This is a genomic window from Xanthomonas campestris pv. phormiicola (genome assembly GCA_025666215.1).
Classification (GTDB): Bacteria; Pseudomonadota; Gammaproteobacteria; order Xanthomonadales; family Xanthomonadaceae; genus Xanthomonas_A; species Xanthomonas_A campestris_A.
Genome location: CP102593.1, coordinates 4,118,771 through 4,137,924 on the forward strand (window position 1 = coordinate 4,118,771; position 19,154 = coordinate 4,137,924).

A 19,154-nucleotide genomic window follows, 5' to 3' on the forward strand; every position below is an offset into this window, starting at 1 on the left:
CGTCAATTCGGAAGTTAGCGGCAGATCATGTATGGAACTTGACTCTCCGTGTAACCGCGGCATCCGCTGCCGCTTTCGGGCACGCGACTATAATTCGGCGCCCGCCCCACGGAATCGAGACTATGCGCACACTTCACTCGCTGCAAGCGCTGGATGAGCGCCGCTCGGTGCCGTCCAGGCAATTGGGCGAGCCGGGACCCGACGACGCGACCCTGCTGGCGATGCTGCGCTCGGCGGTGCGCGTGCCCGATCACGGCAAGCTGGTGCCGTTCCGGTTCCTGCGCATCGCCGGCCAGGCACGCCTGGCGCTGGGCGACTTCCTGGCCGAGCGCACGCTGCAACGCGACCCCGGCGCCCCGCCCGCCGCGGTGGAAAAGGATCGCGAACGCTTCGCGCATGCGCCGCTGGCGATCGCGGTGATCGCGCGGCTGCAGCGCGAAGCGAAAGTACCGGAGATCGAGCAATGGCTGACCGCCGGCTCGGTCTGCTTCGCGCTGCTGCAGGCGGCGCAGGCCTACGGCTTCGGCGCGCAGTGGCTGACCGCCTGGATGGCCTACGACGACGCGGTGGCGGCGCGGCTGGGCCTGGCCGAGAACGAGCGCATCGCCGGTTTCATCCATATCGGCACCCCGCGCATGCAGGTGCCCGAGCGCGAGCGTCCCGATCCGCAGCAGCTGCTCAGCGACTGGACGCCGTGAACGCAGCGGCGCCGACGCGGCCGCTGTACCTGGTCGATGCCAGCCTGTACGTGTTCCGCGCCTGGCACTCGATCCCCGACGAGTTCCAGGACGCGCAGGGCTGGCCGACCAACGCGGTGCACGGCTTCGCCCGCTTCCTGCTCGACCTGCTCGAACGCGAGCGCCCGCAGCACATCGCGATCGCCTTCGACGAAGCGCTGGACAGCTGTTTCCGCAATCGCCTGTACCCGGCCTACAAGGCCAACCGCGCGCCGGCGCCGGATGCGCTGCGGCGCCAGTTCGCGCACTGCAAGGCGCTGTGCGCGGCGCTCGGCCTGGGCGTACTGGCGCACCACGACTACGAGGCCGACGACCTGATCGGCAGCGCCCTGCACAGCATGCGCGGCGCCGGCTTCCACGGCGTGATCGTGTCCGCCGACAAGGACCTGTCGCAGTTGCTGCTGCTCGACTTCGACGAACAGTGGGACTACGCGCGCGGCCAGCGCTGGGGCACGGCCGGAGTCAAGGCGCGGCACGGCGTGCATGCGCACCAGATCGCCGACTACCTGGCGCTGACCGGCGATGCGATCGACAACATTCCCGGCGTCACCGGCATCGGCGCCAAGTCCGCGGCGATCCTGCTGGCGCATTTCGGCGACCTGGACACCTTGCTGGCGCGGATCGACGAAGTGGCGTTCCTGCGCCTGCGTGGCGCGGCGCAGATGGCGCTGCGCCTGCGCGAACAGCGCGAACAGGCGCTGCTGTGGCGGCAGCTGGCCACCATCGCGCTGGACGCGCCGCTGCACTCGGCCGCGCCCGGCTTCGCCCGCGGCCAGGCCGACGCCGACATGCTGCACGGCCTGTGCGAAGCGCTGCGCTTCGGCCCGCTGACCCGGCGCCGCTTGCTGCAGGCGGCCGGGCTGGCGACGCTCGGCGAATAGCCAGGCCGTGGCGCCAGCAGAGACGCAAGGTCGGTCGCACGGCGCTGCTTCCGCGCAATCGGCCGACTCGGACTGCTCCCGCATCAACGCCATGTAGCTGCGCTGCGCCGCCAGCAGCCGCACGATGTCCTGGGTGGCCACGCAGCGCAGGCGCGGGCCGGTGCCGGACGCTGCCTGGAAGATCGCCTCCCCTGCTGCGAGGTCGACAGGCGCGCGGCACGCAGGGCGGCGCGATGTATCGCGGGGAATTCGCCAAGCGCGGACAGCAGCCGCTGGTCGATGCGGAAGGCAGGTTGACGCTGGACGATTCCACGCTGCTGATCGACGCCGCACTGGAAGACCGGTGCTCCGGTTCCCGGGGCTGTGCCGCCACTGCCCCGGCCGCCGCCACGTCCCCGCCGCGCTGCGCGCCTTTATCGGGACGCTGCGCGAGCCCGGCGCTGCACGCATGCTCCCGGCGACGCAGCAACGCAGCGCTTCGCGACACCTGGATCGTGCGCAGCATCGGACACCGCGCACGCCACCGCAGCGCGGCGCGCGGCGGCATGGCATCGTGGCGACGTCGATGGCCCTACACTCCGGTCATCCGGCGGTCGCGATCCGCGCCGCCGCCTCTTTACTCCTCAGCAGAGCGAACCCTGCCCATGACCCGCCACGATTCCCCGCCCCGCATCGTCTACGAAGGCAAATACCAGCGCATGGTGGTGCGCGGCACCTGGGAGTATTCCGAACGGGTGCACGCCGGCGGCCTGGCCGCGATCATCATTGCGGTGACCCCGGACGACGAGGTGCTGTTCGTCGAGCAGTTCCGGGTGCCGCTGCAGGCGCGCACCATCGAGATGCCGGCCGGGCTGGTCGGCGACATCGACGCCGGCGAGTCGATCGAGGTCTCGGCGGTGCGCGAACTGGAGGAAGAAACCGGCTGGACCGCCGACCATGCCGAGGTGCTGTTGATCGGCCCGACCTCCTCCGGCGCCAGCAGCGAAAAGATCGCCTTCGTGCGTGCCAGCGGCCTGCGCAAGGTCGGCGACGGCGGCGGCGACGCCAGCGAGGACATCACCGTGCACACCGTGCCGCGCGCCCGCGCTGCGGCCTGGCTGGTGCAGAAGATGGGCGAAGGCTACCAGCTGGACGCCAAGCTGTGGGCCGGGCTGTGGATGATCGAGCACCAGCTGGACGGCACCCCGCGTGGCTGAGCCGACCGCGCGCACCGACGCCACGCCTTCCCTGCTCGCCCCCGGCGATCCGCCGCCCTACAGCGTGTACCAGGCGCAGGGCCGCTCGCCCTACCTGTTGATCGCCGACCACGCCGGGCAGCAGGTGCCGCAGGCGCTGGCCGACCTGGGCCTGCCGCAGCGCGAACTGGACCGGCACATCGGCTGGGACATCGGCATCGCCGGCGTGACCCGCGAACTGGCGCAGGCGCTGGATGCGTTCGCGATCGTGCAGACCTATTCGCGGCTGGTGATCGACTGCAACCGGCCGCTGTCGGCGCCGGGTTCGATCGCCGAGGCCAGCGACGGCACCGTGGTGCCGGGCAACCAGGGCCTGGACGCCAGCGCGCGGGCGGCGCGCGCCAGCGCGATCTTCGCGCCCTACCACGCGCGCATCGCCACGGAACTGGACCGGCGCCGCGACGCCGGCATCGCCACCATCCTGATCGCCATGCACAGCTTCACCCCGTCGATGGCGGGCGTGGCGCGGCCCTGGCATGCCGGGGTGCTGTACCAGCGCGACGCCCGCTTCGCGCAGGCGCTGCTGGCCGAGCTGCGCGCCGAGCCGGGGCTGATTGTCGGCGACAACCAGCCGTATTCGGTCAGCGACGCCACCGACTATGCGATCCCGGTGCACGCCGAAGCGCGCGGCCTGGCGCACGTGGAACTGGAGATCCGCCAGGACCTGATCGCCGCGCCCGCCGGACAGCGGCAATGGGCGCAGCGCTTGCTCAGCATGCTGAATCGGTTGCAAGCTGCCTTCACACCGGGCTGAGCGCAGGCTGCGCACTCTCGCTGCATCGCCGTCCGTTTCGACGCCCCTCGCTTTACGCACCGGAGCCTCCCCCATGCTCATCCGCCTCGGCTACGAGATCCGTTATCGCTTCCTGCAGCCCACGCCGGTGCTGGCCATGCTCGACATCCACGACAGCCGCCGCACCGACATCGTCGTCGCCACCGCGCTGCAGACCGAGCCGGCGATCGCGCTGCGCGGCTATCGCGATCAGTTCGGCAACAGTTGCACGCGCATGCTGGCCCCGGCCGGCGTGCTGACCCTGCGCGCCGATGCGGTGGTGCGCGACAGCGGCCTGCCCGACCAGTACCGCTACGACGCGCCGCAGACGCCGGTGCAGGAGCTGCCGGACGACACCCTGATGTACCTGCTCGGCAGCCGCTACTGCGAGACCGACTTGCTCAGCGGCATGGCCTGGGACCTGTTCGGCAGCGCGCCGACCGGCTGGGCGCGGGTGCAGGCGATCTGCGACTATGTGCATGCGCAGATCGAATTCGGCTACGAGCACGCGCGCCCGACCAAGAGCGCCGCGCAGGCGCTGCAGGAAGGCCGCGGCGTGTGCCGCGACTTCGCCCACTCGGCGATCGCGCTGTGCCGCTGCATGAACATCCCGGCACGCTACTGCACCGGCTACCTGGGCGACATCGGCGTGCCCGTCTCGGCCGCGCCGATGGATTTCTCCGGCTGGTTCGAGGCGTTCCTGGACGGGCAGTGGTACACCTTCGACGCGCGCCACAATCTGCCGCGCATCGGCCGGGTGCTGATCGCGCGCGGCCGCGACGCCGCCGACGTGGCGATCAGCAACACCTTTGGCTACAACACGCTGGAATCGTTCGTGGTGTGGACCGACGAGACCGACCAGGCACGGCTGGATCCGCGCCCCGCCAGCGCAACCGGCGCCGCCGGCAACGGCGCTGCGCTGCAGACCGAAGGACTCTATCTGTAGGGCGGTTCGCCCCAGATGCAGCCGCATCCCGCAGTGGCTTGCGGGATCGGCGCAGCGGTCGCGACGGGCAGTCCCGACAGCGTCCGTCGCAGCCGGCGGCCCGAAGCCATCCCGCCGGTCGCCCCTTCGCGAACATGGGGCCAGGCAATGAACGGGCCTGTCTTTTGTGGGAGGGACTTCAGTCCCGACTGCAGCCAAATCCAAGGACTTCGCCCGTCCCCTCGTCCGCCCCTTCGGGGCCACCTTCCCCCCAAAAGAGGCCATGGTCCTGCCGTGAAAAGGCAGCACGCGTGCGTGGCTGGCCACGACACGCCGCGGCAAGAGCGCGCAAACGCCGCGACGTAGCATCGTCGGACTCGTTGCCAGTCGGAGTCTTGCCGTGCCCGTTCGCCGTCGCTGTCCCCCTCTTCTGCTGCTGGTGCTGATGCTGCAGGTCCCGGCGTTCGCGCAACAGGTCGCCACCGACCCGCCGACGCAATGGCAAGCCGACGCCAGGGCCAACAAGAAAGCCGCCAAGCAGGCCGAAAAGGCCGCCGAGCGCGCGGTGCCGCGGCAAACGGCCGCCGGCGGACCCGCGCCTGGCGGCGAAGGCCCGGGCGGCGGTCACGCAGGCCCGGGCGGTCCAGGCGGCGAAGGCGGCCCGCCGGGAGATCCCCCCGGCGGTGGATCGGGCGCACGCCGCGCCAGCGGTCCGCTGCAGTTGCTGCGTCCGGAGATGGACTTCGCCGCACCGTTGACCGATACGCTGCTGCTGTACCGCACCCGCGAATCGGTGGTGTTCGGCCGCCCCGGCAGCAGCGAGGTGGTGATCCTGCCGCTGTCCGGCGCGCACGTGCAGATCGCGCCCGGCGTGCAGGCGCTGCTGCACGACACCCCCGACGGCATGCTGGTGGAAATCAGCACCAGCAACGGCATCCGCGTGTCCTACCGTTACATCACCGATGCGCAGGATGCGGACAGCCTGCGGGTGCACATCCGCGCCGAAGGCCATGCCGAATCGCAGCGCGGCGGGGTGTTCGAGGTCGATCGCGTGTACCACCGCGGAAACGCCGCAAAACGAAAGAGCTGAGCCGCGTCGCGGCGCCTGCAACGCAGGCATCGCGCATGGGCGGGCCGATTTCCGATACGTCGCAACCCGGCTGGATCGAGGCCGGCAGCGCGAACGTTGCCGCACGCCGTGCGCCGCGGGTGCGGCGCACGGCATGCCCGCCTCAGGCGAAAGCGTCGGTGGCGCGCACCAGCGCGTCGACGTTTTCCGTCTCGAACGCGGAATGGCCGGCGCTCGGGGTGATCTGCAGCGTCGCCTTCGGCCAGGCCTTGTGCAGCTCCCAGGCGCTCTGCAGCGGGCAGACCACGTCGTAGCGGCCCTGCACGATCACCCCGGGGATGTCGGCGATCCTGCCCACGTCGCGCAGCAGTTGGTCTTCCACCTCGAAGAAGCCGCCATTGACGAAGTAGTGGTTCTCGATGCGCGCGAACGCCAGCGCGAACTGCGCGTCCTCGTGGCCGCTGACGAAATCCGCATCCACGTGCAGGAAGCTGGTGGCGCCTTCCCACACGCTCCACGCGCGCGCGGCGGCCAGGCGCGTGGCCTGGTCGTCGCTGGTGAGGCGGCGATGGAACGCGGAGATCAGGTCGGCGCGCTCCACCGGCGGAATCGCGGCGATGTAGTGTTCCCAGGCATCCGGGAACAGCCGGCTGGCGCCTTCCTGATAGAACCACTCCAGTTCCCAGCGGCGCAGCATGAAGATGCCGCGCAGCACCAGCTCGGTGACGCGCTGCGGATGGGTCTGCGCATAGGCCAGGGCCAGGGTCGAGCCCCAGCTGCCGCCGAACACCTGCCAGCGCGCGATGCCGAGCGTTTCGCGCAGCGTCTCGATGTCGGCCACCAGATCCCAGGTGGTGTTGTCGACCAGGTCCGCATGCGGGGTGGAGCGGCCGGAGCCGCGCTGGTCGAACAGCACGATGCGGTATCTGGCCGGATCGTGGAAGCGGCGCATCTTGGCATTGCAGCCGCCGCCCGGCCCGCCGTGCAGCAGCACCACCGGCTTGCCCTGCGGGTTGCCGCACTGTTCGTAGTACAGCGTGTGGCGCGCGTCCACCGGCAGCATGCCGCTGTCGAACGGTTCGATCTCGGGATACAGCGTACGCATGGCGGCTCCTGCTCGAAAACGGTGCTTGAAAACTGGATTTTACCCGTGGATGGCGTGGCCCTGCGGCATCCGCCGTCGCCGTTTGCCCACGCCGGCTTCCGGCGCAGACATGGCTGGCGGCGCGCGCCTCAGCCAGCCGGCCAACATCCCAGGCTGACCCGGTCGCGCGCTTCCAGGTCCTGGTAGGTCGCCACGGCAGCGAAGCCGGCATCCGCCAGCAGCGCGCGCACGCCCTCGCCCTGCTCCCAGCCGTGCTCCAGCAGCAGCCAGCCGCCCGGCAGCAGATGCGCCGATGCGCCGGCGACGATCAGCCGAATGTCGTCCAGGCCGTCGGCGCCGGATGCCAGTGCGCTGGCCGGTTCGTAGCGCAGGTCGCCCTGCGCCAGGTGCGGATCGCCGGCGGCGATGTAGGGCGGGTTGCTGGCGATCAGGTCGAAGCGCTGACCGGCCAGCGGCGCCAGCCAGGGGCCGTGGGCGAAACGGACGTTGTGCAGGCCGTGCGTGCGCGCATTGGCTTGCGCCACCGCCAGCGCCGCGTCGCTCAGGTCGGTGGCCAGCACCTGCGCCTGCGGCCGTTCGCTGGCCAGCGCCAGCGCGATCGCGCCGCTGCCGGTGCCCAGGTCGGCGGCGCGGCGGCCCGGCGCCGTGTCCAGCCGCTCCAGCGCCAGTTCCACCAGGCGCTCGGTGTCCACGCGCGGGATCAGCGTGGCTGGGCCGACCGCCAGGTCCAGGGTCCAGAAGCCGCGCCGGCCGGTCAGGTAGGCCACCGGTTCGCCCTGCGCGCGCCGCGCCAGCAGTTCGCCGAAGCGCTGCGTGGCGATCTCCGGCAACGGATCGCGGGCGTGCGCGAACAGCCAGGCACGGTCGCGCTGCAGGGCGTGGATCAACAGGGCTTCGGCGTCGGCGCGGTCGATCTGCGCGCAGGCCGCGCGCAGCAGGGACTCGGGGGTGGGGGCGTTCATCGGCGTCACGATGCCGCAGCGGCCTGGAAAAGCCAACGTGGTAGAACCATCGCACGGTGTACCTACACCGCAGTGCAGCAAAGAGCCAGACTTGAATAGCGATAGGCCAAACCTATCTATTCAATTCCATCAATCGATTTGAGATATCTATCGACCCCTCCTATGATGAGCCTCGTTCTATCCCCCGCTCCCCTTCGCAACCACGAGGAAACTCCATGTCTCTGATCAACACCCAGGTCCAGCCGTTCAAGGCCAACGCTTACAGGAACGGCGAATTCATCGAAGTCACCGACGCGGACCTGAAGGGCAAGTGGTCGGTGCTGATCTTCATGCCGGCTGCCTTCACCTTCAACTGCCCCACCGAAGTGGAAGACGCCGCCGACAACTACGCCGAGTTCCAGAAGATCGGCGCCGAGGTCTACATCGTCACCACCGACACCCATTTCTCGCACAAGGTGTGGCACGAGACCTCGCCGGCCGTCGGCAAGGCGCAGTTCCCGCTGGTCGGCGACCCGACCCATCAGCTGACCCGCGCGTTCGGCGTGCACATCGACGAGGAAGGCCTGGCCCTGCGCGGCACCTTCGTGATCAACCCGGAAGGCGTGATCAAGACCCTGGAAATCCACGACAACGCGATCGCCCGCGACGTCACCGAGACCCTGCGCAAGCTCAAGGCCGCGCAGTTCGTCGCCTCGCATCCGGGCGAAGTGTGCCCGGCCAAGTGGAAGGAAGGCGAAAAGACCCTGAAGCCGTCGCTGGATCTGGTCGGCAAGATCTAAGCCGCGCCGCACTCCCATCTCCGCCGCTTCGGCGGGGGTGGGGGTGAACCGCAGCCCGCGTCGCGGTCGCCACGCCCGCCTCACGCCAGCCACCCGGCAGCGAGCGCCGGCTGCGGTTCACCCCTCCTCCCAATTCTTACGGCGGTCTGCCCCTGCGGCAGCGACGCCTTCCCTTCGTTTTGCCCATCGTCAGGAGTCCGCCATGTTGGATGCCGATCTGAAAACCCAGTTGAAGGCTTACCTGGAGCGGGTCGTTCGGCCCATCCACATCACCGCGTCGGTGGACGACGGCGCCAAGTCGCGCGAGATGCTCGACCTGCTCGAGGATCTGGTGCTGCTGTCGGACCAGATCAGCCTGGACGTGCACCGCGACAGCGCCGAACGCACCCCGTCGTTCGCGCTGGGCAGCCCCGGCCACGACATCCACCTGCGCTTCGCCGGGCTGCCGCTGGGCCACGAGTTCACCTCGCTGGTGCTGGCGCTGCTGCAGGTCGGCGGGCATCCGTCCAAGGCCACCGCCGAGGTCATCGAGCAGGTCCGCAACCTGCCCGGCGAGTACGTGTTCGAAACCTATTTCTCGCTGTCCTGCCAGAACTGCCCGGACGTGGTGCAGGCGCTGAACCTGGCCGCGGTGCTGAACCCGAACATCCAGCACGTGGCGATCGACGGCGCGCTGTTCCAGGACGAGGTGGAGGCGCGGCAGATCATGTCGGTGCCCACCGTGTACCTCAACGGCGAAGTGTTCGACCAGGGCCGCATGAGCCTGGAGCAGATCGTGGCCAAGCTCGATACCGGCGCGGCCAAGCGCGACGCGGCCAACATCGCGGCCAAGGCGCCGTTCGACGTGCTGGTGATCGGCGGCGGCCCGGCCGGCGCGGCGGCGGCGATCTATGCGGCGCGCAAGGGCATCCGCACCGGCGTGGCGGCCGAGCGCTTCGGCGGCCAGGTGCTGGACACCATGGCGATCGAGAACTTCATTTCGGTGCAGGAGACCGAAGGCCCGAAGATGGCCGCGGCGCTGGAGCAGCACGTGCGCCAGTACGACGTGGACATCATGAACCTGCAGCGCGCCGAGCAGCTGATTCCGGCCGGCGCCGACGGCCTGGTCGAGATCAGGCTGGCCAACGGCGCGTCGCTGAAGAGCCGCAGCGTGATCCTGTCCACCGGCGCGCGCTGGCGGCAGATGAACGTGCCCGGCGAGGACCAGTACCGCAACAAGGGCGTGGCCTATTGCCCGCACTGCGACGGCCCGCTGTTCAAGGGCAAGCGCGTGGCGGTGATCGGCGGCGGCAACTCCGGCGTGGAAGCGGCGATCGACCTGGCCGGCATCGTCAGCCACGTCACCCTGGTCGAGTTCGACGCCAAGCTGCGCGCCGACGAAGTCCTGCAGCGCAAGCTGCGCAGCCTGGGCAACGTGGACATCCTCGTCAACGCGCAGAGCACTGAGGTGCTGGGCGACGGCAGCAAGGTCACCGGGCTGGTCTACAAGGACCGCGTCGGCGGCGACGTCCACCGCGTGGCGCTGGAAGGCATCTTCGTGCAGATCGGCCTGCTGCCCAATACCGAGTGGCTGCAGGGCACGGTGGCGCTGTCGCCGCGCGGCGAGATCGTGGTCGACGACCGCGGCCAGACCTCGCTGCCCGGCGTGTTCGCCGCCGGCGACGCCACCACGGTGCCGTACAAGCAGATCATCATCGCCATGGGCGAAGGCTCCAAGGCGGCGCTGAGCGCGTTCGACCACCTGATCCGCAGCAGCGCGCCGGTCGGCAGTTCGGTCGCCGAAGCGGCCTGATGCGCGACCGCCCCGCGCCGCGAGCCGGCGCGGGGCCTATGCTGTCCCGGGGGGCGACTGGCCCCACGCCGCGCCGAGCGCACCGCCAAGGAACCTGCCGATGAACCTGCGTGATCTGAAATACCTGGTGGCGCTGGCCGATCACAAGCATTTCGGACGCGCCGCGGCGGCCTGTTTCGTCAGCCAGCCGACGCTGTCCACGCAGATCAAGAAGCTGGAGGACGAACTGGGCGTGCCGCTGGTCGAGCGTGCGCCGCGCAAGGTCATGCTGACCCCGGCCGGGCGCGAGGCGGCCAGCCGCGCGCGCGGCATCGTCGCCGAGATCGAGCAGATGAAGGAAGCGGCGCGGCGCAGCCAGGATCCGGAAGCGGGCACGGTGCGCCTGGGCATCTTCCCGACGCTGGGCCCGTACCTGCTGCCGCACGTGATTCCGGCCATCCGCGAGCGCTTCCCGCAACTGGAACTGCTGCTGATCGAGGAAAAGAGCGACGTGCTGCTGAACCGCCTGCGCGAAGGCCGGCTCGACGCGGCGCTGCTGGCGCTGCCGCTGCACGACGACCAGTTGCATACCGAATTCCTGTTCGAGGAACCGTTCGTGCTGGCGGTGCCGGAAAACCATCCGCTGGCCCAGCGCGATTCGTTGAGCCTGAGCGAACTGCACCAGCAGCGGCTGCTGTTGCTGGAGGACGGCCACTGCCTGCGCGAGCAGGCGCTGGACGTGTGCCACCTGTCCGGCGCGCTGGAAAAAGCCGAATTCCAGGCCACCAGCCTGGAAACGCTGCGGCAGATGGTGGCCGCCAACGTGGGCGTGACCCTGCTACCCTTGCTTGCCGTGCAACCGCCGGTGGCCACCTCGTCCAATATCCACCTGCTGCGCTTCGACGACGCCTCCGGCCCGAGCCGGCGCATCGCGATGCTGTGGCGCCGCAGTTCGGCGATGAGCGATTTCCTGGAGCAGTTGGCGCGACTGTTCAAGGCGCTGCCCGAGGCGCTGCTGTCGGTCAAGGCCGCGCCGAGCGTGGTCGTCCCCGCCGCCGCGGCGCCGCCACGCGTCGCAGCCATCTGAGCGCGTCGCGGCGCCGTTGGCGCGCCGCGCCCGGGCGACGCTAACGCCCGGTTTACAGCCGACGGTGCGACAATCCCGCCCTTATCTAGGTTAAGGAATGCGGATGACGTCTATTGGAACCGTGCTCGGCCGCCATCGCAACAATGCGACGCTGTCGATCCTGGTCATGCTGTTCGGCGTGGCGTTGCTGGCCTGTGGCGTGCTGCTGTTCGCGGTGCGCGACAAGGTCGCGCCGGAATCGGCGCAGACGCTGCAATGGATCATGCTCGGCCTGGCGCTGGTCGGCGTGTTGACCCTTCTGCTGGGCTGGGCGATCCGCCGCGGCGGCTGGGAACAGGGCGAGCTGGGCGTGCGCCAGTTCCCCGAGCGCAGCGACGGCACCTATCTCTATCGCGACATCGTCGAGACCTGCCAGTTCTACCGCGCCGGCCTGTCGGTCAACCTGGGCTGGCGGCGCGAAGGCCAGGAACAGTGGCAGGCGGCCAACGGCAACATCGGCGGCTACTACAAGTTCCTCGACCGCTTCATGCACGGCTACCTGCAGGCGCGCGTGCCGGTGCTGCTGGCCAGTCTCGATGCCGGGCAGACGGTGAGCTTCCGCATGGTCACCACCGCCGGCGCGATCCGCCGCGAATTCGCGGTCAACATGAAGGGTTTCACCCGCGGCCCGATCCAGACAGTGCAGCTGAGCCGCGCGCGTATCGCCTTCGCCGACAACGAGATCCGCATCGACGACATCGTCGCCATGGACGTGTCGGCATGGACCTCGCGCCTGCAGTTCCAACTGCGCGGCGGCAGCAAGGTCAGCGTCAGCTACACCGCCTTGTTCGACGGCCCGCTGCTGCTGGCGGTGCTGGAACACCTGCTGCCGGCGCAGCCGCACGTTCCTGCTGGCTGAGCGCGGCCATCGGCCATGCGGCCGGTGCCACGCAACAGCCAGCGCCATCCGGGCGGCGCCTTGCAGCGCCGCCTTTTTCTTGACCCAAGGAGTCTGTCATGTCCTCGCAACCGCAAAGCGGCCTGCCCCCTTCGTTGATCGTGTCCAGCCACGACCTGGCCCGTCTGGAGGCCTTGCTCGAATCCCCCGCATTGCAGCAGCACCCGGCCGCGCTCGCGCTGGGCGCAGAACTCGGCCGCGCCACCGTGGTGCCGCCCGACCAGATTCCCGCCGGCATCGTCAGCATGCACTCGCGCGTGGAATGCGAAGACGAACTGCACGGCGAACGCCACCAATTGACCCTGGTCTACCCGCACGAAGCCGATGCCGCGCAAGGCCGCATTTCAGTGCTGGCACCAGTCGGCAGCGCCCTGCTCGGCCTGGCCGTGGGCCAGTCGATCGACTGGCAGGCCCCCGGCGGACGCGCGCTGCGCCTGCGCGTGCTCGCGGTGCAGGCCGCAAGCGACTTCGCGCCCGCGGCGGGTTAACGTGCGCGGGCTTATCCTTCATTCCATCCGTTCCGAGACCTATCGATGATGTCTTCCGCTCCTTCCAAGCTGGCCCAGCTGCGCGAGCTGTCCGTGGTCGTGGCCGATACCGGCGACTACGATGCGATCAAGCGGCTCAAGCCGGTCGACTGCACCACCAATCCGACCCTGGTGAAGAAAGCCCTGGACCTGCCGGTCTATGCCGAGCTGATCGACGAGGCGCTGGCCTGGGCGCGCAGCCAGGGCGGCGACCGCGCCGCCCTGGTCGACGAGATCGCCGACCGCCTGACCATCGGCGTGGGCAGCAGGCTCAGCGCGCTGGTGCCCGGGCGCGTGTCCACCGAGGTGGACGCCGACCTGGCCCACGACACCGCCGCGACCATCGCCAAGGCGCACAAGTTCATCGCCATGTACGCCGAGCGCGGCGTGGCCAAGGACAAGATCCTGATCAAGGTCGCCGCGACCTGGGAAGGCATCGAGGCCGCGCGCCAGCTGCAGAAGGATGGCATCGACTGCAACCTGACGCTGATCTTCAACCGCACCCAGGCGCTGGCCTGCGCCGAGGCCGGGGTGTTCCTGATCTCGCCGTTCGTCGGCCGCATCCTGGACTGGTACGTGGCCAACGGGCAGACCCCGGCCAGCATCGACGAGGACCCGGGCGTGCAGTTCGTGCGCGGCGTGTACGCCGAGTTCAAGCGCCGCGGTTCGCAGACGGTGGTGATGGGCGCCTCGTTCCGCTCCACCGCGCAGATCGAGGCGCTGGCCGGCTGCGACCGCCTGACCATCTCGCCGGAGCTGCTGGAAAAGCTCGACGCCGACCATGGCGAGCTGCCGCGCAAGCTCTCGCCCGGCCAGGCCGACGGCGCGCAGATCGCGCCGATCGATGCCAAGCAGTTCGCCGCCGACCTGGCCGCCGATCCGATGGCGACCGAGAAACTGGCCAGCGGCATCGACACCTTCGCCAAGGACCTGCAGGCGCTGCGCGACACGATCCGGCACAAGCTGGCGGCGTAGCCGTCTGCGTCCCAGGCACGAGCCCTTGGACAACGTCGCGCGCTTGCACGCGACGTTTTGACCATATTGACCGGGCGTTGCGTAGCTAACATATTGAACCGAGTTGGCCTGGTCTCATCCCGTGAGAAGGACTCATGGTCTGTTGGAGCAACCGACAGCGGAGTCCGACATGACACTTACTCAGATCATCAGCTATTACGGCAGCATCCCCGGCGTTGCCGGAGCTGTCGGAGCTTTGGTGATCCTCTTTCTCAAATGGAGAATGGGTTTTCTCAGGCATTCTGTGAAACGCACGCAACGCCTCTACGCTCTAACTCGCAAAGGCGCTTGGCGAAACGCGGACGCCCCCGCGCTCCAGATCGCTATCAGCAATGCAATCGGCGGCAACCTGAGCGCCGACCAGATCAGAATCGCGCTAGAGCGCAGCGATGCCACCCGGGTACTGGGCCACTGCAAAATGGCGAAAGGCATGGTCGGCGTATCAGAAGACAAGCTAAACTTCGTGCCAAAGGGACGCTGGAAAGCTGCGAAACATTACAGAATCGCAGCGGCCGCACTTTACGCAGCAGCATTCACTTCATGGCCAGTTGCGTCCTTGGTTTTCACGCTCTTCGAACCTTCGAAGCAACTTGCAGTGGGAGTAGTAGCGTCGCTGGTGATCGCAACGCCGTTCTTCACATGGCTATCTGCGTGCTCGGAAGCTGCCTATCAGTTGACGCACGATTTCGATCGGTGCTATCCAACATTTCAGCCGCCAGCTAAAACACCAGCCATCGTTAAGCCGCGCATCAAAGAATCAGCTCCAAACACTCGGACTATGAAAGAAAAGTCAGAATCTGCAAAAGCAGATCCTGATTCTCAGGACTGAACCTTCATCTCAGATGTTCAGGCCTCCAGCCCCAGCGGGCAGCTGACCCCGGTGCCGCCCAATCCGCAGTAGCCGCCCGGATTCTTGGCCAGGTACTGCTGGTGCTCGTCCTCGGCGTAGTAGAACGGCGGCGCCGGGAACAGGATCTCGGTGGTGATCTCGCCGTAGCCGGCCGCGCGCAGGCGCTGCTGGTAGGCGTCGCGGCTGGCGATGGCCGCGTCGTACTGCGCCTGGGTGCTGCAGTAGATCGCCGAGCGGTACTGGGTGCCGGTGTCGTTGCCCTGGCGCATGCCCTGGGTCGGATCGTGGCTTTCCCAGAAGGTCTGCAGCACCTGCTCGAAGCTCACCGCCTGCGGATCGAATACCACCAGCACCGCCTCGGTGTGGCCGGTCTGGCCGGAGCACACTTCCCGGTAGGTGGCGTTGGGCGTCTGCCCGCCGGCGTAGCCGACCGCGGTGCTGAACACCCCCGGCAGCGTCCAGAACTTGCGCTCGGCGCCCCAGAAGCAGCCCAGGCCGAACTGCACCTGTTGCAGGCCGGCGAACGCGTCGCGCAGCGGGTGGCCATTGACGAAATGGCGGTTGTGCAGCGGCAGCGGCTCCGCGCGGCCGGGCAGGCTTTCGCCCGGGCGCGGCAGGCGCTGCTTGAAGGCACCGATTCCCAACATGGCGCGGACTCCTGGCATCGAAAGGGATGCCTCCTGGATGGCGCTGCCGGCACCGGCTTTCAAGGTGCGCGTGGCGCTGGGCCGCCATGGACCCAGGCCACGCGCCCGCCAGGTCAATGCGCCGCGGCCTTGCTGCCGCCGCCCACCACTTCCGGCATCGCCGAGCTGTGGTGGTTGATGATCAGCCAGCGGCCGTCGCGTTTCTCGTAGACGAAGGTGTAGCGCGCCTGCACCTGGCGGGTGCTGCCGTCCGGATTGGTCAGGGTGAAGGTGTAGACGCCGGCATCGACCGCGCTGTCGTCGTCGAGCAGCCGCACCTGGCGGTAGTTGATGACGCCTTGCGGCTTGGCCGCCAGGAAGTGGTCGAAGTAGTCCTTGATCTCGGCGCGGCTGGCGCGGACCTGGTTGGACACGGTCGGCAGCAACACGCCGTCGCGGGCATACAGGTCGGCGACGCGGTCGGCGTTGCCGGTGGCCAGCGCCGCGTTCCAGCGGTCGAACAGGCCGGCGATCTCGCGCTCCTCGCCGGCGGCCGGCAGCGACGGCCGGGCATCGTAGTGCATCGCCGGGGCCGCCAGCGCGGCGGTGGCGGACAGGCTCAGGACCAGGGTGAACAGGATGCGACGCATGGTGGATCTCCGCTGTGGATGAGGGAATGCCGTCTTGGGGCGAAGCCAGTATTGGCGGCCGCGGCTTGCGCAAAATCCGCTGGGCGGCATATCCTTTAATATGCCGATCGGCATAGTGGAGAGCGTCATGCAAACCCCTCTCAATGCGGGCCAATGGCGGCAGGCGCTGCGCCGCGAAGCGGCCGACAGCGCGCGCTGGCAGGCCGTGGCCGACGCCGCCGACGCGGTGAGCCGCGCCAGCGGCGCCGAGCAGGCCGGGGCCGACGCGCTGCGTCTGGCGCGGGAGCTGGTGGATGCGCCGCACGCGGCGGTACTGGCGCTGCGCGGCAGCCGCAGCCTGGTGCTGGCCAGCCATGGCGACGCGCTGCCGCCAGGCGCCAGCGTCGCCAGCGACGGCCCGGCGCTGTCCTGGCACCTGTCCGCGCGCACGGGCGAAGCGGCCGAGCTGTGCGTGCCGATCGCCGCGCTGGGCGCCACGCTGGGCACGCTGTGCCTGGGCTGGAACGCGCGCATGGCGCCGGCACCGGGCGACGTGCAGGCGATCGCCACCATCGCCGCGCTGCTGGCGCCGGCGGTGGCCGAACCGGCGCGTGCGCCGCGGCGCCGCAAGCCGGCGCAACCGGACCGGCTCGGCGCGCTCAGCGCGCGCGAACGGCAGGTGCTGGCGCTGCTGCCGCGTGGCCTGACCAACGCCGGGCTGGGCGCGGAACTGGGCATTTCCGCCGGCACCGCCAAGGTCCACGTGGAGCGCATCCTGCAGAAGCTGCAGGTGTCCGATCGCACCCAGGCGGCGGTGTATGCGGTGCAGGCGGGGATGGCGCTGTGAGCGCCGCCACGCTGCGCTGGAACGACTGGCCGCTGACCCGCAAGAGCCTGGCGGTGGTCGCGCTGCCGCTGTTGCTGCTGCTGGCGGCATTGGTGGCGATCTACAGCGTGGAACGGCAGAACATCGCCGCCGAGAACGACGTGCGCCAGACCCTGGAGGTGCTCAGCGACCTGTACGAGGCGCATGCGCTGCTGGCCGAGACCGCGGCCGGCGTGCGCGGCTACCGGCTGGTGCGGCAGGACGCGTTCCTGACCCCGTACCGCGACGCCGAGCCGCGCCTGCAGACCGTGGTGCAGCGCCTGGCGCAACGCATCACCGATCCGCAGCAGGCGCAGCGCTTCGCCCGCATCCAGCCGCTGTTCGCGGAGAAGATGCAGGGCTGGCGCCGGCTGCTGGCGCCGGACCTGAGCCGCGAGGAAGAAATCCGCCAGCTCAGCGAGGGCAAGGTCAAGCTCGACATCCTGCGCGCCGAACTGCGCGAGCTGCGCAACTACGAGACCGCGCAGTTGCAGGTCCGCACCGCCAAGGCGCAGGCGCTGCGCCAGCGCAACCTGCTGATCACCCTGTGCGCGGCGATGCTGGGCGGCCTCGGCGCGGTGTTCGCGGTGGCCTGGTTCGCCTCGTCGCTGTCGCGGCGGCTGCGCGTGCTGTCGGCCAATGCCGACCGCCTGGGCGAAGGCCTGCCGCTGGCGCCGCAACTGCGCACCGGCGACGAACTGGGCCAGGTCGCGCAACGCCTGGACCAGGCCAGCACCCTGCTCGCCGCGCGTGCCGCCGAGGCGCAGTCGGCGCGGCGCGAGGCCGAGGCCGCCAACCGTGCCAAGACCGAGTTCATGTCGCGCAGCAGCCACGAGCTGCGCACCCCGCTCAACGCCATCCTCGGCTATGCGCAGGTGCTGGAAATGGACCTGCCCGGCGCCGCGCAGCGCGGCCAGCTGCAGCACATCCTCGGTGCCGGGCGACACCTGCTCGGGCTGATCACCGAACTGCTGGACATCGCCCGCATCGAGGCCGACCAACTCGACCTGAGCCTGCAGCCGGTCCCGGTGCGCACGGCGGTCGAGGAAGCGCTGGGCCTGGTCGCGCCGGAGGCGAACACCCGCGGCATCGTCCTGCAACCGCTGCAGATCCCGCCGGCCTGGACCGTGCGCGCCGATCCGCAGCGCCTGCGCCAGGTGCTGATCAACCTGCTGTCGAACGCGATCAAGTTCAACCGCCCCGACGGCACGGTGTGGGTGAGCGCCGAGCGGCAGGGCGAGTTCCTGGGCATCGCCGTGCACGACCGGGGCCACGGCCTGTCGACCGAGCAGGTGCAGCGGCTGTTCACTCCGTTCGAGCGGCTGGGCGCGGAGCGCTCGGCGATCGAAGGCACCGGCCTGGGCCTGGCGTTGAGCAAGCGCCTGACCGAAGCGATGGGCGGGCGCATCGTGGTGGAAAGCAGCCCGGAGGGTTCGCGGTTCTGGATCGCGCTGCCGCTGGATCGGCCCGCCGACGCGCCGGCGCCGCATCCGGCGATCGCCGCGACGGCGGCCGGCGATGGCCAGCGCAGCGTGCTCAGCGTCGAGGACAATCCCTCCAACCAGGCGCTGATCCGCACCCTGGCCGAGCGCCGCCCGCACTGGCGCCTGCACGAGGCGGCGACGCTGGCGCAGGCGCGCGCGCAGTTGCAACAGGCCCGCCCCGACCTGATCCTGCTCGACCTGCACCTGAGCGACGGCAACGGCGAGGACCTGCTGCGGCAACTGCGCGAGCAGCCGCACACCGCGGCGATCCCGGTGGTGGTGGTCAGCGCCGACGCGACGCCCGCCACGCTGGCGCGGGTGCAGGGCGACAACGTACGCGCCTACCTGACCAAACCGCTGGACGTGGCCGAATTCTTCACCGTTCTGGACCGACACCTCGCATGACCCGCAACGATGTCCTCGCCTCGCGCATCCTGATCGTCGACGACGAACCGGCCAACGTCCGCCTGCTCGAAGACCTGCTGCAGCGCGAAGGCTTCCAGCAGGTGGTGGCGACCACCGATCCGCAACGCGTGCTGGGCCTGGTCTCGGCGTTCGCGCCGGACCTGATCCTGCTCGACCTGATGATGCCGGAGCTGGACGGCTACGCGATCCTGGAGCAGCTGTCGCGGCTGGCCGGCGCGTCCAGCTTCCTGCCGGTGATCGTGCTCACCGCCGACCCCAGCCGCAGCGCGCGCCACCGCGCGCTCGGCCTGGGCGCCAAGGACTTCCTGACCAAGCCGCTGGACACCTTCGAAGTCGCGCTGCGGGTCTGGAACGTGGCCGAGACCACGGTGCTGTTCAAGCGCCTGCGCGCGCTGGCCGATCCGGAAGCCGCCCCACCAGGCTGGCGCGCCGATTGATTGAAGGCCGGGATTGGGGATTCGGGATTGGGGATT

The 19,154-nt window shown here is 69.5% G+C and carries 20 protein-coding genes; 16 read left to right on the forward strand and 4 right to left on the reverse strand.

Annotation, left to right across the window (positions count from 1 at the left end):
• Window positions 1–122: 122 nt before the first annotated feature.
• The 6 genes from NRY95_17320 to NRY95_17345 all read left to right on the forward strand — a co-directional run bounded on the left by NRY95_17320 (window position 123) and on the right by NRY95_17345 (window position 5,640).
• A complete protein-coding gene (locus NRY95_17320; protein ID UYC15451.1) occupies window positions 123–698 on the forward strand; it encodes a nitroreductase in 576 nt (191 codons plus the stop codon).
• Window positions 695–1,618, forward strand: a complete 924-nt coding sequence (locus NRY95_17325; GenBank protein ID UYC15452.1) for an exodeoxyribonuclease IX — start codon at window positions 695–697, stop codon at window positions 1,616–1,618. Before NRY95_17320 ends, NRY95_17325 begins: the two co-directional genes overlap by 4 nt.
• A 644-nt stretch (window positions 1,619–2,262) precedes the next feature.
• Window positions 2,263–2,814, forward strand: coding sequence for an NUDIX hydrolase (locus NRY95_17330; protein ID UYC15453.1), 552 nt, complete (start codon window positions 2,263–2,265; stop codon window positions 2,812–2,814).
• Window positions 2,807–3,607 carry an N-formylglutamate amidohydrolase gene (locus NRY95_17335; protein ID UYC15454.1) on the forward strand — a complete coding sequence of 267 codons (801 nt, stop codon included), beginning with the start codon at window positions 2,807–2,809 and terminating at the stop codon, window positions 3,605–3,607. The genes NRY95_17330 and NRY95_17335 overlap by 8 nt, the downstream gene beginning before the upstream one ends.
• Window positions 3,608–3,680: 73 nt before the next feature.
• Window positions 3,681–4,571: a transglutaminase family protein gene (locus NRY95_17340; GenBank protein UYC15455.1), complete on the forward strand. Its 891-nt coding sequence runs from the start codon at window positions 3,681–3,683 to the stop codon at window positions 4,569–4,571.
• 379 nt (window positions 4,572–4,950) lie between these two features.
• Window positions 4,951–5,640, forward strand: coding sequence for a hypothetical protein (locus tag NRY95_17345; protein UYC15456.1), 690 nt, complete (start codon window positions 4,951–4,953; stop codon window positions 5,638–5,640).
• Between the two features lie 142 nt (window positions 5,641–5,782).
• On the opposite strand, the gene pip is transcribed toward NRY95_17345, so the two are convergent.
• Window positions 5,783–6,724 (reverse strand): prolyl aminopeptidase, encoded by a 942-nt coding sequence (pip, locus tag NRY95_17350; GenBank protein ID UYC15457.1) that lies wholly within the window; start codon window positions 6,722–6,724, stop codon window positions 5,783–5,785.
• Between the two features lie 128 nt (window positions 6,725–6,852).
• Entirely contained in the window at window positions 6,853–7,686 is an 834-nt protein-coding gene (prmC, locus tag NRY95_17355) for a peptide chain release factor N(5)-glutamine methyltransferase (protein ID UYC15458.1), read from the reverse strand.
• 215 nt (window positions 7,687–7,901) lie between these two features.
• Here prmC and ahpC point away from each other — a divergent pair, with 215 nt between their 5' ends.
• From ahpC to NRY95_17390, 7 genes are all read left to right on the forward strand, one after another.
• Window positions 7,902–8,465, forward strand: coding sequence for an alkyl hydroperoxide reductase subunit C (gene ahpC / locus NRY95_17360; GenBank protein ID UYC15459.1), 564 nt, complete (start codon window positions 7,902–7,904; stop codon window positions 8,463–8,465).
• A 202-nt stretch (window positions 8,466–8,667) separates the two neighbouring features.
• Window positions 8,668–10,257 carry an alkyl hydroperoxide reductase subunit F gene (ahpF, locus tag NRY95_17365; GenBank protein ID UYC15460.1) on the forward strand — a complete coding sequence of 530 codons (1,590 nt, stop codon included), beginning with the start codon at window positions 8,668–8,670 and terminating at the stop codon, window positions 10,255–10,257.
• 100 nt (window positions 10,258–10,357) lie between these two features.
• Window positions 10,358–11,323, forward strand: coding sequence for a LysR substrate-binding domain-containing protein (locus NRY95_17370; protein UYC15461.1), 966 nt, complete (start codon window positions 10,358–10,360; stop codon window positions 11,321–11,323).
• Window positions 11,324–11,426: 103 nt separating this feature from the next.
• Entirely contained in the window at window positions 11,427–12,221 is a 795-nt protein-coding gene (locus NRY95_17375) for a hypothetical protein (GenBank protein UYC15462.1), read from the forward strand.
• Between the two features lie 98 nt (window positions 12,222–12,319).
• Window positions 12,320–12,748 carry a nucleoside diphosphate kinase regulator gene (rnk, locus tag NRY95_17380; GenBank protein ID UYC15463.1) on the forward strand — a complete coding sequence of 143 codons (429 nt, stop codon included), beginning with the start codon at window positions 12,320–12,322 and terminating at the stop codon, window positions 12,746–12,748.
• 48 nt (window positions 12,749–12,796) lie between these two features.
• On the forward strand, window positions 12,797–13,762 hold the full coding sequence (gene tal / locus NRY95_17385) for a transaldolase (protein ID UYC15464.1): 966 nt from the start codon (window positions 12,797–12,799) through the stop codon (window positions 13,760–13,762).
• Window positions 13,763–13,931: 169 nt separating this feature from the next.
• The gene (locus tag NRY95_17390) at window positions 13,932–14,630 is read left to right on the forward strand and encodes a hypothetical protein (GenBank protein UYC15465.1); all 699 of its coding nucleotides are present in this window, start codon (window positions 13,932–13,934) and stop codon (window positions 14,628–14,630) included.
• Between the two features lie 17 nt (window positions 14,631–14,647).
• On the opposite strand, the gene msrA is transcribed toward NRY95_17390, so the two are convergent.
• Window positions 14,648–15,298: a peptide-methionine (S)-S-oxide reductase MsrA gene (gene msrA, locus NRY95_17395; protein UYC15466.1), complete on the reverse strand. Its 651-nt coding sequence runs from the start codon at window positions 15,296–15,298 to the stop codon at window positions 14,648–14,650.
• A 113-nt stretch (window positions 15,299–15,411) separates the two neighbouring features.
• Window positions 15,412–15,927 carry an SgcJ/EcaC family oxidoreductase gene (locus NRY95_17400; protein ID UYC15467.1) on the reverse strand — a complete coding sequence of 172 codons (516 nt, stop codon included), beginning with the start codon at window positions 15,925–15,927 and terminating at the stop codon, window positions 15,412–15,414.
• 127 nt (window positions 15,928–16,054) lie between these two features.
• Between NRY95_17400 and NRY95_17405 the strand changes: the two genes are divergently transcribed.
• The 3 genes from NRY95_17405 to NRY95_17415 are packed head-to-tail and all read left to right on the forward strand — an operon-like array spanning window position 16,055 to window position 19,118.
• Window positions 16,055–16,753: a LuxR C-terminal-related transcriptional regulator gene (locus NRY95_17405; protein ID UYC15468.1), complete on the forward strand. Its 699-nt coding sequence runs from the start codon at window positions 16,055–16,057 to the stop codon at window positions 16,751–16,753.
• On the forward strand, window positions 16,750–18,660 hold the full coding sequence (locus tag NRY95_17410) for an ATP-binding protein (GenBank protein UYC15469.1): 1,911 nt from the start codon (window positions 16,750–16,752) through the stop codon (window positions 18,658–18,660). The genes NRY95_17405 and NRY95_17410 overlap by 4 nt, the downstream gene beginning before the upstream one ends.
• Window positions 18,657–19,118 (forward strand): response regulator, encoded by a 462-nt coding sequence (locus NRY95_17415; protein UYC15470.1) that lies wholly within the window; start codon window positions 18,657–18,659, stop codon window positions 19,116–19,118. The genes NRY95_17410 and NRY95_17415 overlap by 4 nt, the downstream gene beginning before the upstream one ends.
• The last annotated feature ends 36 nt before the right edge of the window (window positions 19,119–19,154 follow it).

What these genes read in the sequence shown, in the direction of transcription:
- NRY95_17320 (UYC15451.1), top strand. Translation starts at nt 123, where the DNA reads ATGCGCACACTTCACTCGCTGCAAGCGCTGGATGAGCGCCGCTCGGTG.
- NRY95_17330 (UYC15453.1), top strand. Translation starts at nt 2,263, where the DNA reads ATGACCCGCCACGATTCCCCGCCCCGCATCGTCTACGAAGGCAAATAC.
- NRY95_17340 (UYC15455.1), top strand. Translation starts at nt 3,681, where the DNA reads ATGCTCATCCGCCTCGGCTACGAGATCCGTTATCGCTTCCTGCAGCCC.
- pip (UYC15457.1), bottom strand. Translation starts at nt 6,724, where the DNA reads ATGCGTACGCTGTATCCCGAGATCGAACCGTTCGACAGCGGCATGCTG.
- prmC (UYC15458.1), bottom strand. Translation starts at nt 7,686, where the DNA reads ATGAACGCCCCCACCCCCGAGTCCCTGCTGCGCGCGGCCTGCGCGCAG.
- ahpC (UYC15459.1), top strand. Translation starts at nt 7,902, where the DNA reads ATGTCTCTGATCAACACCCAGGTCCAGCCGTTCAAGGCCAACGCTTAC.
- ahpF (UYC15460.1), top strand. Translation starts at nt 8,668, where the DNA reads ATGTTGGATGCCGATCTGAAAACCCAGTTGAAGGCTTACCTGGAGCGG.
- NRY95_17370 (UYC15461.1), top strand. Translation starts at nt 10,358, where the DNA reads ATGAACCTGCGTGATCTGAAATACCTGGTGGCGCTGGCCGATCACAAG.
- NRY95_17375 (UYC15462.1), top strand. Translation starts at nt 11,427, where the DNA reads ATGACGTCTATTGGAACCGTGCTCGGCCGCCATCGCAACAATGCGACG.
- rnk (UYC15463.1), top strand. Translation starts at nt 12,320, where the DNA reads ATGTCCTCGCAACCGCAAAGCGGCCTGCCCCCTTCGTTGATCGTGTCC.
- tal (UYC15464.1), top strand. Translation starts at nt 12,797, where the DNA reads ATGTCTTCCGCTCCTTCCAAGCTGGCCCAGCTGCGCGAGCTGTCCGTG.
- NRY95_17390 (UYC15465.1), top strand. Translation starts at nt 13,932, where the DNA reads ATGACACTTACTCAGATCATCAGCTATTACGGCAGCATCCCCGGCGTT.
- msrA (UYC15466.1), bottom strand. Translation starts at nt 15,298, where the DNA reads ATGTTGGGAATCGGTGCCTTCAAGCAGCGCCTGCCGCGCCCGGGCGAA.
- NRY95_17400 (UYC15467.1), bottom strand. Translation starts at nt 15,927, where the DNA reads ATGCGTCGCATCCTGTTCACCCTGGTCCTGAGCCTGTCCGCCACCGCC.
- NRY95_17405 (UYC15468.1), top strand. Translation starts at nt 16,055, where the DNA reads ATGCAAACCCCTCTCAATGCGGGCCAATGGCGGCAGGCGCTGCGCCGC.
- NRY95_17415 (UYC15470.1), top strand. Translation starts at nt 18,657, where the DNA reads ATGACCCGCAACGATGTCCTCGCCTCGCGCATCCTGATCGTCGACGAC.